Source organism: Metalysinibacillus jejuensis (assembly GCF_003057615.1).
In the GTDB taxonomy this organism is placed as follows: domain Bacteria; phylum Bacillota; class Bacilli; order Bacillales_A; family Planococcaceae; genus Metalysinibacillus; species Metalysinibacillus jejuensis.
In genome coordinates, this window is record NZ_QAFW01000020.1 from 1 (window position 1) to 13,320 (window position 13,320).

Below are 13,320 nucleotides of genomic sequence, written 5' to 3' on the forward strand. Positions count from 1 at the left end.
GATTCCATTCCACTAAAGAAATGTTGTATTTACTTCCAATCTTAATGAACATTTCTTTTGCAAAATCAGATAATTCATTGTCAAAAACTTGTATCCGATATTTCACAACCAGTACAAGATGATAATGTATTAAGAATACTGAATGATTATTACTATCTAATTTCATTGTGATATCAATCCTTTGTTACATATAAGACTGATTATATTATAAGCTTTGGCTAAAGCCAACCGAAATTCATCTCCCACCTACTCATTGGTGCTATTCGCACCTTCTCATTCCTTGAGGATGGGAGACTTCTTTCGGAAAGACGTTAAAAACTGCTTAATGCTAGTAGCAGAAATCCCTGCCTCTGTCATAAGATGTGCCACATAATCTTGGCTTTCTGGATCGACAAGATTACTATAAGTCGGGGCTGTAGGTGCGCACCCTACTACGAATACAGCGAGCAGCGCTATAAGTATTTTCTTCATGTTATCAACTCCATTTCATGTAACAGACGGTTAACTACTGAAAAAAGTTGAAAAGGGATTATCCGAAACACTCCGGATAATCCCTCACGTATGATTAATTTTTATTTTTGATACGTTCATCGATGAGCATACCCATATCTTCTACAATTAAGTCAATCGGTACACCGTCTACCTCTTCAGAATAGCCGCTGTAATTTTTGACCATCTTTCCTGTTTCATCTACTAAAAAAAATGTTACAGAATGTGTTACTTGATCAGAGTTAGGGTCATCGCGTACTAATTGTTTCGTTGATTTAAACGCATATTGCTCGATATACTTTTGATCGTAACCTGTTAATAAATGCCACTTACTATCATCAGGTACTTCATATCTTGCTAAGTAATTCGTTAAAGCCTCTTCTGTATCATTAGCAGGATCGACTGAGAATGCTACAATATTATAGTCTTCTATTCCTTTTTGAATTAAGCGCTCTTGTACTTCCTTCATATTTTCAGTCATAGGAAAGCATACCGTATTACAATTTGTAAAAATATACATACCGAGCCACGGCTTGCCCTTTAAATCATCGAGTGATACTTTTTCGCCGCGATGACTCATATGATTAAAATCAGCTAATTCTACATTCATATCTTCTTTAAACTTATAATTACTACAAGCACTCAGAACGAGCGTAAGCATTAGCGCGATTACGAGCCCTACCTTTTTCTTCATTCATCTTGCCTCCTACATCGTATACCTATCTTCTATCTTAGCGAACAATGTAAGCGCAAGCAAGCACGTTTGCGTGACACTTTTCCTACGTTTGTGTGAAGCGCAACTTCACACTTTCAAAGCGTTCACTAATGCTTGATGAATGGCTTCTAACTTCGTTTCTACACGGTGTAGTAAATAAAACGACACAGCAATCGGAAAACCAATATCAGAAAGCATATTCACCCACTCTTCCATACGATTCCCTCCCTTCTACTTATCAATACGAAGGGAGCAGAGAAAAAGAGACATAACGTTTATACTTTTCAATATCCCTAACAAATTAGGCTAGCTACTCCTTGGTCTAGTCATCGTTACAACGCTAATCTCACCATGCCCATGATTAACGACGTGGGTTGTTGTACTAACAAAGCCAAGTGACGTGTAAAGCGCTATATTACGGGTTTCCTTTTGACGAACATTGCACTGTAATGGTTTACCTTTCGCGATTAACGCTTGAATAAGTGCTTTCGCTATACCTTGTCTACGGTAATCGGGTAATACAGATAACCGAAAAAAAGTAATGGTCTTTCCTTCTGTAAAACGCACGATACCTACAGCCTGATCACCTAGTAAGGCTGCAAGCGCGCATTCTCCTTGCGCTTGTGCAACTTGAATAGATGTGACGCTTTCCTTTAAGGCACTCGAGGGTACTTCATCTAAAGCATACTCTGCAAACGCTTGTTGCATTACTTCATAAATAAGCGTCGCGTTTTTTGTCTCTATAATTTGCATACAACTCCCCCTTAAAATTCAAATGTTATTTTACCATCCTGTAAGACGAGTACGGCATCAAACTTCTTTTTGTTTTTAGCTGTAAAGCCTTTAAGTTTTGCGGTCTTGCCTTTTTCACACAGTGCTTTAACCATCGTTTCTGTTAGTTTTTTGCTCGCAATATACAGCGGGAACGTTTGGTCACAGCCTTCCTTATAGCGCGTACAACCATAAAATTTTTGCTTAAACTGAATTTGCCCTTGCTGACATTTAGGGCAACGCGCAATTGGTTCATAGGCACTTTTCTTTTTAGGAAACTGCGTCGCATCAAACTCAAGCTTTGCAATATGGGGTGGTACATCTATTAGCATTTGCTCAATAAACTTGCCAATCGTTTGTAAAAACACTTGCGGCGAACCTTCACCCTCACCAATTTTGTGCAAGTATTTTTCCCACTTTGCTGTCATGGATGGACTAGCAAGCAATGTCCCTTCTATCGCTTGGCATAACAACTGGCCCTTCGGTGTTAATGTGACGATATTTTTTTGCACACGCACATATTCATGCCGTTTAATCGTTTCGATAATGCCAGCACGCGTCGCCTCTGTACCGATACCTTCTACTTGTTTAAGTAACTCCGCCTCTTCTTCGTCCTCGATTTGCTTCCCTGCTGTTTTCATCATCGTAATTAAATCGCCTTCTGTATAAGGCTTGGGCGGGGTCGTTTGTCCCTCTGTAATCGCAGGTACTGCCGCTACCTGTTCACCTTCTGTGACTTGTGGCAGTAACACGTCCTTGGTCTTAGTCGGGTACACCTCATGCCAGCCTACTACTTTTTCCGTTTTACCAACCGTTTTAAATGGCACATTTTTAATAGCTGTCATTAACGTCGTTTCTTCGTATTCGTAATAAGGTAAAAACATCGCTACTACAGAGCGTATGATTTCCTCATAAATATTGCGCTCATCCTTATTCATACCTGCAAGTTTAGGCATTTTTTTAGTCGGAATGATAGCGTAATGCTCTCCCGCATTAGCTTGCACAAATCGCTTATGACTACGGCGATTTTCAGGTGAGGCCGTAATCCCGAGTACTGCGCTATAATCCGCAAAATGAGCTACGAGATAATCATACTCACTAGGTGTAATCACTTGAGAGTCTGTACGTGGGTACGAAATATACTTTTTATCATAAAGGCTCTGTGCTAACTGAAGCGTTTTGGACGGGCTATAGTTAAAGCGACGATTAGCTGCTGTTTGCAACGTAGACAAGGCATGTAACTTAGGTGGTGCCACTTTTTTTATAACGTTGGTCACTTTTGTTACTATGCCTTCATCAGGATTTGTTAAACCGTGCTGCTTAATGAGTGCTAGTACTTCCTCACGCTTTGTCGTCTTAATTTTTGCTTTACCTTTATATTCCCCGTGCTTAGCTGTAAACAAAGCTTCTAATTCGTAAAATGTTTCAACAACAAAATTTCGAATTGCTTGCTCACGTGCATAAATTAAATACACCGTTGGCGATTGCACCCGACCAATCGGTAAATAACTACCAAAGCCGCGCTCCTGTAATAGTAATGTATACAGGCGGCTCCCATTCATTCCTACAAGCCAATCACTAATTTGGCGCGTCTTCGCCTCGTGGTACATGCGCTTATCACGCATATCATCTTGTAAGTGATGAAACGCTTTGCGCACCTCATCTACTTCTAATGACGACAGCCATAACCGCTTCACAGGCTTATGTTTTGCCTGTGTGAGTTGAATAATAGAGTGAAAGATGTTAGAACCCTCACGCTCAGCATCACAAGCATTAATGAGCACATCTACATCCGCGCGCTCTACTAAACGCTTAATTGTTTGAAACTGTTCACGCGTTTTATAACTCACCTTATGCTCAAAGCGTTCAGGTAAAATCGGCAAATTTTTTAACGACCAGCGATCCCACTTTTTATCGTAAGCCTTTGGCTCAACGAGTTCTACTAAATGGCCAACTGCCCACGTAATAAATGCGCCTTGCGGAAACATTTTACTCTTTGCTAATTCAATATAATTTTTTTCCTTTTTCTTGACGGTAAACGCATCCGCATAAGCTCTCGCCTGCGACGGCTTCTCCGCTACAATTACTACATATCCCATTACGTCAGCCTCCCTTATTATAGACTTTATACGATACTCACTTAACAAACGAATGAAGTAAGCATTAACTAATAGATTTGCTAGGTTGTGTTAATCCGCTTCTATTTTGCCAGAGCTAAACAAAAAGAGGTAGCGAAATCGCCATACTTTATCATAGTATATTTACGTGTGAGAAATAAGTTTAAGCGGTATTCTTTTCACAAAATTTCTTAACAGAAATGGTTAAGGCAATAAAAAATGTTAAAGGTTACACGCCAAACTGCTTATAACGAACAACTTGCTTAAGCAGGCTTTTAGGAAGCATTCTTACTTTTAGTAACTGTAAAGCGCATGTTATCACGTATCGTCTGCGCTATTTTCGTAAAGTGCTCAACTACTCTGCATAGTTATTTTGTGATTTTTTCATCATGTATAATAAAAAAGCGCACTGACTAATGTCAGCACGCTCTGTTCTTTTACTTATAGTGGAATGTTACCGTGTTTCTTTTCTGGACGGTCTTCATGTTTATTGCGTAACATTTCTAGTGATTGAATTAATTTAATACGTGTTTCGCGTGGGTCGATAACGTCATCAACCATACCGCGTGAAGCTGCTACGTATGGGTTAGCGAACTTCTCTTTATATTCTTCGATACGAGCTGCACGTGTTGCTTCTGGGTCGTCAGAGTTAGCAATCTCGCGTGCGAAAATAATGTTAGCTGCACCTGCTGCACCCATTACTGCGATTTCCGCATTTGGCCAAGAGAATACAAGGTCAGCGCCAATCGCTTTTGAGTTAAGCGCTACATAAGCACCACCGTAAGCTTTACGTAAAATTACAGTGATTTTTGGTACAGTTGCTTCTGAGTAAGCGTAAAGGATTTTAGCACCGTGACGGATAATACCACCATGCTCTTGTTTAACACCTGGGAAGAAGCCAGATACGTCTTCAAATGTAATAATCGGAATATTGTAAGCATCACATGTACGAATGAAACGTGCTGCTTTGTCAGACGAGTCAATATCAAGACCACCTGCAAGTACTTTTGGTTGGTTACATACTAAACCAACTGACTCACCTGCGATACGAGCAAAACCTACAACAACGTTTTTCGCAAATTCAGCGTGTACTTCCATAAATGACTCAGGGTCAACAACATGCTCAAGTACTTTACGCACATCATACGGACGTGTTGGATCAATCGGCAGTGAATCAATGATTTCTGCACGGTAATCGTCGCCTTTAGGCGCTTTTTGCATCGGTGTTTTCTCTTTATTGTTTTGCGGTAAATAGCTAAGTAATTGGTGAATTTGTTGAATCGCCGCTTCCTCGCTAGGCGCGCGGAAATGAGCGTTACCACTTACTGCATTATTAACTTTCGAACCACCAAGGTCTTCAGCTGAGATTTTTTCACCTGTTACCGTTTCGATTACTTTCGGTCCTGTAATAAACATTTGTGATGTTTTATCAACCATTAAAATAAAGTCTGTAATTGCTGGTGAGTAAACCGCACCACCCGCACATGGTCCCATAATTACTGAGATTTGTGGAATTACACCTGAATAAATCGAGTTACGGTAGAAAATATGACCATAACCATCCAGTGATAATACGCCTTCTTGAATACGCGCACCACCTGAGTCATTAATACCGATAAATGGCGTGCCGTTTTTCGCAGCTAAATCCATAACTGTTGCGATTTTTTTCGCATGCATTTCACCTAATGCTCCGCCAAAAACAGTAAAGTCTTGTGAGAATAAGTAAACAGGACGTCCTTTAATTTTACCGTAACCTGTTACAACACCATCACCAGGTCCCTCCATTTTTTCCATACCAAAATCAACCGTGCGGTGTGTAATGAATGGGTTGATTTCAAAAAATGTACCTTCGTCTACTAATAAATTAATACGTTCGCGCGCTGTTAACTTACCTTTATCATGTTGGCGTTGAATACGGTCATAACCGCCTCCAAGCTCGATTTCTGTTTTGCGGTCATACAATTCGTGAATTTTATCAAACATATCCATGATTACTTATCCCCTTTTCCACTTTTGTCACATAATTCATAAAGTACACCGTAAGAGCTCTTAGGATGTAAAAATGCTACTTCTGCGCCACCTGCGCCTGGGCCAGGTTGTTCTGACAATAAGCGTACGCCTTTGTCACGCAGCTCTTGCATACGTTCACGAATACCTGTAACACCAAATGCGATGTGATGGATCCCCTCACCACGTTTTTCGATAAAGCCGTGAATGGCACTTGTTTCAGCCATTGGCTCTAACAATTCAATCTTCACATTTCCCGCGTCAATAAAAGCAACACGTACTTTTTGTGATTCTACTTCCTCTACTTTTAAAAGTTTTAATCCTAATGTATCAGTATAGTACGAAATACGTTCATCTAAGTTTCGTACTGCAATCCCGATGTGGTCAACTTTCTCCATCCGTCACATCTCCTTCTGTTATGGTACATCTCTATACTACCCATTTTTTTCGAAAAATTCTACCACTTGAGAAATTTTCACCTTTTGTTTAAACTGTAATTATGAAAAGAAGGAGCGAGCGAGCATGAGCAATAAAAAATTCCAAAAAATCGTTGTCTATTCTATGGTCATTATTATGCTAGTATCTACTATTGGTATGGGCCTTGCAATGATGTTATAAGACGTAGCGTCTACCTCGGTAGGCGCTATTTTTTTATGTCTAATCCTTTAAAACTCTGCTTAATCACTAAATATTTATCCATCTCTTCGATAAATTGATAGAGCGAGGCTTGCGCTAGAAATTGTTCGTGATTGTTGGGCATTGGCATTAATGAAAAATCTTTGCGTACCGCTTCTAAATGCTCACGAAACAAACTAGCCGTATTACCTGAGTGCACATTTTTTGCTAGCTCATCTAAAAAGTTAGCAACCAATGTCGCTTCTTGTACTACAACAGGGAGCGTTGTCACTTTAGGTAATATTCGGTCAATAATTTCAAGTTGCTCTTCCCTCATATCAAAATAGTGATAATAACTATTAGCATGACGTGTTAAGTGATTTTCAACATCTTTAAAAGCTAAAGACTTCGCTTCGTTTAATAATTGCTCTGCCTCTAGCAATTGGTGCCCGTCCCAAAGCGACTCACCTTGCCTTAAATAACTCGCTACTTCTGTAAAAATTTCTGTATATAATTGTTCAATACGAATACGGTATTTCTCGAGCGTACGCGTAATATCACCCATATACATATTTACGACTAAACCTGTGCCAAATCCTACTGCCATGAGCGACAATTCATTTTGCAACAAGGCTAACGTAAAATGTTTAGCATCAAAAAGATGCAATATGATAACAGCACTTGATACGAAACCTGCCGATACTTTTAACGAAACAATGGTCGGAATGAAAACTAAAAGCATCGCACCGAGTACGGCAGGATGATAGCCTATTCCTTCAAAAAATAAATAGCCATAAAGCATGCCAACAAAACTTGCTACCACACGTGTATACACGGCGTGTAATGATTTTTTTCGGGTTTGTTGAATGCATAATATCGTTAAAATGCCTGCGGATACGTAATAATCTAATGCTAAATAATTTGCTAAAGCAATTGCAATGGCTGTGCCGACTGCAGTTTTCAATGTACGGTAACCGATGGAAAAGCGTTTCAATCGTGCGCCTCCTCGAAAAAATAAGCCAATATGTGCAATATTGCAAAAATTTTAAGTAAGAAAAGGGCAAATTGCCCCTTCCTTATTAAATCTCTTCGCAGTACTCTTCGAAATTACCTTGTAAATTCGTAATAACAGACACTACCGCATGACCTTCAATTTCATAGCGACCTACTTCTGCTACAACTTCCCCGTCTTTTAATAAAACGAATGACGGTGACGATGGTAAATGATCTTCACCAAAATGGTAGCGCGCTGCTGCTGTCGCTTCTTTATCTTGACCTGCAAATACGGTTACTAAATGGTCAGGGCGTTTATCATAATGAACAGCCTGCGCTGCTGCTGGGCGTGCGATACTGCCTGCACAGCCGCACACTGAGTTAACCATTACGAGCGTTGTACCTTTGCGAGCAAATGCTGCCTCAACGTCCTCTGGTGTTGTCAGTTGCTCATAGCCCGCTGCTTCCATTTCAGCACGTGCTGTTTTTGTAATTTCCTGCATAAATAAATCGTAATCCATGTTCATGTAAATTAGCTCCTTTCAAGTACCACTTAATCATAGCAGTAACTTGAGCATTATGCATTACTGAATGCTTTCGATTTTATTTACGTGATTGAAATAATGCTTCGACACCTTGCGTTACCGTTAATTTACCTTGCAAAATTTGTTGCTCAAGTCCTTGAACTTGTTGTTTTTTATCGGCATCACCGTAAAACGTATCAATTAAATGATCCGTAATCATTGAGTGGAACCAATCTTTTGTTTGCACTTGACGACGCGTAGACCAAACATTATTTTCTTCTACTGTACGTTTAAAGTCATTAATCATCGTCCATACCGTATCAAGCCCACGCTTTTCATAGGAGCTTACAGGTACAGCTGTTGTAATCCATCCGGGTGTAGAAGGCTGTAAGAAGTGCAAAATTTGCTTGTATTCTGCTACTGTACGTTTAGCTAAGCGAACGTTGTCGCCATCTGCCTTATGCACAATAATACCGTCTGCTAGCTCCATAATCCCCTTCTTCATACCTTGTAGTTCATCTCCTGCTCCCGTTAACACGAGTAACAAGAAAAAGTCTACCATGCCGCGCACGTATGTCTCACTTTGTCCAACACCGACTGTCTCAATTAAAATAATCTCATAGCCAGCCGCTTCACATAGCAACATCGTTTCTCGCGTCTTTTTATGCACGCCACCTAATGTTCCTGCTGATGGTGAAGGACGCACAAAGGCGTTAGGCTGTTTAACGAGCTCTTCCATTCGCGTTTTATCACCTAAAATACTACCACCCGAAAGTGATGAACTTGGGTCAATCGCTAATACTGCAACGCGTTTACCCGCTTCAGCAAGCATCGTACCAAAGGCTTCAATAAACGAACTTTTACCTGCCCCTGGCACACCGGTAATACCAATACGAATACTATTACCAGTATGTGGCAATAACTCTTGTAGCAATGCCTGAGCTTGCACTTTATGCGTAGCATTAGAGCTTTCAATGAGCGTAATTGCTTTTGCTAAATCAAGGCGAGAGCCGGCGCGTACACGCTCGGCAATGCCTGTAATATCTAAATCTGCTTGCTTTTTTTTACGAAACTTCTTTGGTGCACTCGCCTGCATACCGTCGTGGTTAATCCCTACGCCATCCATTACATATAATGCACTTTCATCTTGCTTCATTATTTCGACACTTCCTCGTAACCTAGGCGACGATACACTTCTTCCAGTGTTTTTTGTGCTGATACAGGAATCACTGTACCAGGACCAAAAATCGCTGAGGCTCCGTTAGCGTATAAGAAATCATAATCTTGCGCAGGAATAACCCCACCACAAACGATAACAATATCACTGCGACCTAGTTTATCTAGTTCGCTGTATAACTCAGGCACGAGTGTTTTATGTCCTGCTGCTAATGAAGATACACCAACAACGTGAACGTCATTTTCTACCGCCATTTGTGCTGTCTCAGCTGGCGTCATAAATAATGGTGAAATATCAACATCAAAGCCCATGTCCGCATAAGCCGTTGAAATTACTTTAGCGCCGCGGTCATGTCCATCTTGCCCCATTTTTGCTACTAAAATACGTGGGCGACGACCTTCATTTTCTTCAAACTCAGCAGTCATCTGCTTAATTTCTTGCAGTTGCTCCTCATCAGAGAAGTTAGATGAATAAATTCCAGAAATCGAACGAATTACAGCTTTATGACGACCTGATACTTCTTCCACAGCGTCTGAGATCTCTCCTAGTGAAGCACGCGCGCGCGCAGCATCTACCGCAACAGCCAATAAGTTTTCACTGCCCGTTTTCGCCGCTTCTGTTAAACGTGCTAAATGTTTTTGTACTTCTTGTTCATCGCGTTCAGCCTTCATTTTATCAAGGCGTTCAATTTGCTTTTGGCGTACAAGCGTATTATCAATATCTAAAATATCAATTGGTTCTTCCACATCTAAGCGGTATTTGTTAACACCAACGATTGTTTCAGTTTTAGAGTCAATTTTAGCTTGGCGTTTTGCAGCAGCTTCCTCGACTTTCATTTTCGGAAGGCCTGTGTCAATTGCTTTAGCCATGCCACCTAGCTCTTCAATTTCTTCAATTAATGCCCATGCCGACTTGGCAATCTCATCTGTTAATTTTTCTACGTAGTATGAACCGCCCCATGGGTCGATTACTTTTGTCATGCCTGTTTCTTCTTGTAGGAATAACTGCGTATTACGTGCAATACGTGCTGAGAAATCCGTCGGTAAAGCGATTGCCTCATCAAGTGCGTTCGTATGCAGTGATTGCGTATGTCCCATTGAAGAAGCGTTTGCTTCGAATAATGTACGCGCTACGTTATTGAACGGGTCTTGCTCAGTTAATGACCAACCCGATGTTTGTGAGTGTGTACGTAATGCTAGCGTTTTTGTATTTTTAGGGTTAAATGTTGACATCATTTGTGCCCAAATACGACGTGCTGCACGCATTTTTGCAACTTCCATATAGTAGTTCATACCGATTGCCCAGAAGAACGATAGACGCGGTGCAAATGAGTCAATATCAATACCTGCTTTTAAGCCCGTACGCACGTACTCTAAGCCGTCTGCTAACGTGTAAGCTAGCTCGATATCATTTGTTGCACCCGCTTCTTGGATATGGTAACCCGAAATCGAAATCGAGTTAAATTTCGGCATAAATTTACTTGTATACTCAAAAATATCAGCAATAATTTGCATCGACATCGCTGGTGGGTAAATATATGTGTTACGCACCATGTATTCTTTTAAAATATCATTTTGAATCGTACCCGCAAGTTTTTCTGGCCCTACACCTTGTTCCTCTGCCGCTACAATGTAGAAAGCTAGGATAGGTAGTACCGCACCGTTCATTGTCATCGATACTGACATTTGATCAAGTGGGATAGAATCAAATAAAATTTTCATATCTTCAATTGAGTCAATCGCAACGCCGGCTTTACCTACGTCACCTGTTACACGAGGGTGATCTGAGTCATAGCCACGGTGTGTTGCAAGGTCAAAGGCTACTGATAAACCTTTTTGCCCCATCGCAAGGTTACGCTTATAAAAGGCGTTCGACTCTTCAGCTGTAGAGAAACCTGCGTATTGGCGAACTGTCCAAGGACGCGCTACATACATCGTCGGGTATGGTCCGCGTGTATTTGGCGCTACACCTGATACGTCTTGTAAATGTTTAACACCTACAACATCTTCTTTTGTATAAACATCTTTAACATCAATACCTTCGTTTGTTAAAAATGTTTCTTCTGATGCGGCTGGTTGTGTTGCCGTTAAAACTTCTTCAATGTTAATTGCATCAAAATTAGGTTTCATTACTGTTGAACCTCCTTCATGCCTTGTAAAACTTCACGTAATTTTTCGACGATATTTTGACCTGCAAAAATCGCACCATCTAAGCCTTGTTGTTGCCACTCTGGTAACTGTGCAAATTTACCTGCTACATCCAACTGCATGTGAGCAGGTTTTGCTCCTACTAATGCGGGCACAAGCATTTCTGTATCTTCATTCGTTGCTGCAATAACGACGTACGTTGCATCCGTTGATGTTAACCATGCTTTTGCTTCTTCAACCGATTGCAATGCACCGCTCTGAGATGCTGTAATCCCTACCGTATTGACAAAACCTGATACAAAATCAGCACGTGGTTTAAAGTCTTTTAATGCACCATATGTTAAAATCGCTACTTTTGGTTGTGCCGCTACATATTCAGCACGCAATGTTTCAAACGGCAAAGCAACACGTTTTACATTCGCAAAAACAGGGTTTGTTTCTTGTGCTAAGTCATCTGCTGGATTGGCATAAATATTAGTACCAATCAATGAAGATTTACGTGTTTCAATCGCTTTAATACGTGCTTGGTATGTTTCTTCTAGCATTGCTGTAAGTTCGCCTGATGCTTCAAATGCTCTAAAACCGCCTTTTTCTTGAATCGTTAAGAACAACGCCCATGCTTCTTTGACAAAATCAGCGGTTAATGACTCAATAAAGTACGAGCCACCTGCTGGATCTGTAACGCGTAGCACATGTGTTTCTTCTTTTAAAATAAGTGACGCGTTACGTGCAATACGTACAGATTGATTTGTAGGTGCAGTTAACACGTCATGCGGGTGAACAGTAAAGTAATCAGCGCCACCAATCGCTGCTGACAATGCTTCATTACCTGCACGCAGTAAGTTAACATAGACATCTAATTTTGAGTAGCTACGCACTGAAGTTTCCGCTACTGTCGGTACTGCAATTGCTTCTTCTACACCGTATGCTGATGTAAAGGCTTTCCATAACACTTTAAATGCACGCAATTTCGCAATCTCTGTGAAGAATTGTGTATCAACTGCGAATGTTACGAAAAATTTACTAGCAAATGTTTTAAAGTCTTGGGCTTCATCTGCATATTGCGCTGCTAAAGCAAGTGCTAGCGCTAATTCTTGTACAGCGTTTGCGCCTTCATTATGGAAAGGAATCGTGTTAGCACAAACCGTACGTACATTAATAAAGTCTACTTCAACCGGTGTTTCACTAACGATTAACCCTTTCACTTCTTTATTTTCAACAAAGTCAAGCACGCGCAGTAATGCATCGTTTTGACCTTGCACAATTAGCTTGAATGAATATTCAGTAAAATATTTCGCTACTTGTTGTAACGTTGCGTCATCCCAATCAAAAGCAACGCGGCTATCAATCGTTACAACCTCATTACCCCTAGCTAAACTATCTTTTAAGTCGTGTAAAAACTCCTCACTGCTTGCTGCATACACTTGTTGTGCAACGTTAAACGTCGTATCTTCACGTAGGGAACGAATCGTTGATACTTGTTTATCTAATTGCTCACCTAATTTTTCAAAAAGCTTTTCTTGCGTATAAAGCGGCTCTAACGTAATACCCTCTATGGTTTTTGTAAACAAACTTTCGAATGGCTTCCCTTTGAGAGCTTTAATCGCGTGTTCTTTCCAACTGTCGTAAGAGACAGTGTCGAATTGAATTTCTTTCATGTTTTTTGACATGTGGACGCTAAATAGCTTCCCCCCTTAGTAGTATTCTACAACTATTCTACCGTACAAAGTGAAAAGCGAAAAGCCCAAAAAAATAGGAAGCCGTT

14 protein-coding genes are annotated in these 13,320 nt (G+C 40.6%); 1 reads left to right on the plus strand and 13 read right to left on the minus strand.

What is annotated here, in order from left to right; translation table 11 throughout:
• The 8 genes from DDE80_RS07990 to mce all read right to left on the minus strand — a co-directional run.
• Positions 1–166, minus strand: a 166-nt coding sequence (locus DDE80_RS07990; RefSeq protein WP_201261513.1) for a transposase, incomplete at its 3' end; no start/stop codon positions are given.
• A gap of 107 nt (positions 167–273) precedes the next feature.
• The gene (locus DDE80_RS07995) at positions 274–471 is read right to left on the minus strand and encodes a hypothetical protein (protein WP_108307144.1); all 198 of its coding nucleotides are present in this window, start codon (positions 469–471) and stop codon (positions 274–276) included.
• 94 nt (positions 472–565) lie between these two features.
• A complete protein-coding gene (locus tag DDE80_RS08000) occupies positions 566–1,183 on the minus strand; it encodes an SCO family protein (RefSeq protein ID WP_108307145.1) in 618 nt (205 codons plus the stop codon).
• 108 nt (positions 1,184–1,291) lie between these two features.
• Positions 1,292–1,420, minus strand: coding sequence for a YvrJ family protein (locus DDE80_RS08005; protein ID WP_108307146.1), 129 nt, complete (start codon positions 1,418–1,420; stop codon positions 1,292–1,294).
• A gap of 90 nt (positions 1,421–1,510) precedes the next feature.
• Positions 1,511–1,957: a GNAT family N-acetyltransferase gene (locus DDE80_RS08010; RefSeq protein ID WP_108307147.1), complete on the minus strand. Its 447-nt coding sequence runs from the start codon at positions 1,955–1,957 to the stop codon at positions 1,511–1,513.
• An 11-nt stretch (positions 1,958–1,968) separates the two neighbouring features.
• Entirely contained in the window at positions 1,969–4,074 is a 2,106-nt protein-coding gene (locus tag DDE80_RS08015; RefSeq protein ID WP_108307148.1) for a type IA DNA topoisomerase, read from the minus strand.
• Positions 4,075–4,533: 459 nt separating this feature from the next.
• The gene (locus DDE80_RS08020) at positions 4,534–6,081 is read right to left on the minus strand and encodes an acyl-CoA carboxylase subunit beta (RefSeq protein WP_108307149.1); all 1,548 of its coding nucleotides are present in this window, start codon (positions 6,079–6,081) and stop codon (positions 4,534–4,536) included.
• A gap of 2 nt (positions 6,082–6,083) precedes the next feature.
• Complete coding sequence (gene mce / locus DDE80_RS08025) at positions 6,084–6,497, minus strand: methylmalonyl-CoA epimerase (protein WP_108307150.1); 414 nt, start codon at positions 6,495–6,497, stop codon at positions 6,084–6,086.
• Between the two features lie 124 nt (positions 6,498–6,621).
• Between mce and prli42 the strand changes: the two genes are divergently transcribed.
• Positions 6,622–6,717 carry a stressosome-associated protein Prli42 gene (prli42, locus tag DDE80_RS15590; protein ID WP_152553311.1) on the plus strand — a complete coding sequence of 32 codons (96 nt, stop codon included), beginning with the start codon at positions 6,622–6,624 and terminating at the stop codon, positions 6,715–6,717.
• Between the two features lie 25 nt (positions 6,718–6,742).
• Here prli42 and DDE80_RS08030 read toward each other — a convergent pair whose 3' ends face one another.
• The 5 genes from DDE80_RS08030 to DDE80_RS08050 all read right to left on the minus strand — a co-directional run bounded on the left by DDE80_RS08030 (position 6,743) and on the right by DDE80_RS08050 (position 13,225).
• Entirely contained in the window at positions 6,743–7,708 is a 966-nt protein-coding gene (locus tag DDE80_RS08030; RefSeq protein ID WP_108307151.1) for an aromatic acid exporter family protein, read from the minus strand.
• 85 nt (positions 7,709–7,793) lie between these two features.
• Entirely contained in the window at positions 7,794–8,234 is a 441-nt protein-coding gene (locus tag DDE80_RS08035; RefSeq protein ID WP_108307152.1) for a BrxA/BrxB family bacilliredoxin, read from the minus strand.
• Positions 8,235–8,310: 76 nt separating this feature from the next.
• Entirely contained in the window at positions 8,311–9,387 is a 1,077-nt protein-coding gene (gene meaB / locus DDE80_RS08040; RefSeq protein ID WP_108307153.1) for a methylmalonyl Co-A mutase-associated GTPase MeaB, read from the minus strand.
• Positions 9,387–11,537 (minus strand): methylmalonyl-CoA mutase, encoded by a 2,151-nt coding sequence (gene scpA / locus DDE80_RS08045; RefSeq protein ID WP_108307154.1) that lies wholly within the window; start codon positions 11,535–11,537, stop codon positions 9,387–9,389. The genes meaB and scpA overlap by 1 nt, the downstream gene beginning before the upstream one ends.
• Entirely contained in the window at positions 11,537–13,225 is a 1,689-nt protein-coding gene (locus DDE80_RS08050) for a methylmalonyl-CoA mutase family protein (RefSeq protein WP_108307155.1), read from the minus strand. The genes scpA and DDE80_RS08050 overlap by 1 nt, the downstream gene beginning before the upstream one ends.
• Between the last annotated feature and the right edge of the window lie 95 nt (positions 13,226–13,320).